Annotated in this window: 1 pseudogene; it reads right to left on the bottom strand. The window is 42.7% G+C overall.

Annotated elements, in window-relative coordinates:
* A pseudogene (gene htrB / locus ACWHAR_RS29010) lies at positions 1–458 on the bottom strand (serine protease Do-like protein HtrB); the annotation flags it as partial.
* Between the last annotated feature and the right edge of the window lie 160 nt (positions 459–618).

The following is a 618-nucleotide window of genomic DNA, read 5'->3' as shown; positions in this document are numbered from 1 at the left end:
AATGTGTTAATTTGAGAGGTTTGGATATTTGAGATTCCGACAATCGTAGGCTCTAAATCCTCTACCATATCAGCGATGTTTGATGCGTTCGTTATCGGCGCCGTTGTAAAATTATCAGACTGCACCTGTTTATTTGCGGAAGCGGTTTCGGTCGCCTGATTTTGGTCTGACGAAAGATAAGGCGCGATGCCAAGCATGAGGCCCCCGCCGATAATACCGCCTAAAATCGGGCTCAGCCATGCGGCTCTCCGTTTCTTTTCTTTTTTCACAGCCGTTTCTTGCTTTTCCATTTCTAAAGCAGAAGCCGTTTCCTGCCGTCCCGCTTCATACGACACAGGCGCGTCAAGCAATTCTTGTTCAGAATGTCCAATCAGCTTCTGGTTTTCTGTATTCTGCTGTTCTGTATGTGAAGGTTCAGTTTGATGTTGATCGTTTTGGCCATCACGTCGATAATCCATGTTCTTACACTCCTTTAACGGTTATTCATTTATCGTTACATATTCATCGCATGTACAAGTTCAATTGTCCCAATAATGAGGAGAAAAGCAAAGCACCAAAATAGAATATGTTTTCTCTTCCTTTCTTCCCTTATACATATCATAAACAAACATTGTGGGA

It is taken from the genome of Bacillus sp. LR--39 (genome assembly GCF_053613335.1).
The sequence above is the reverse complement of the archived record's forward strand: the minus strand, read 5'-3'. Positions and strand labels throughout refer to the sequence as shown.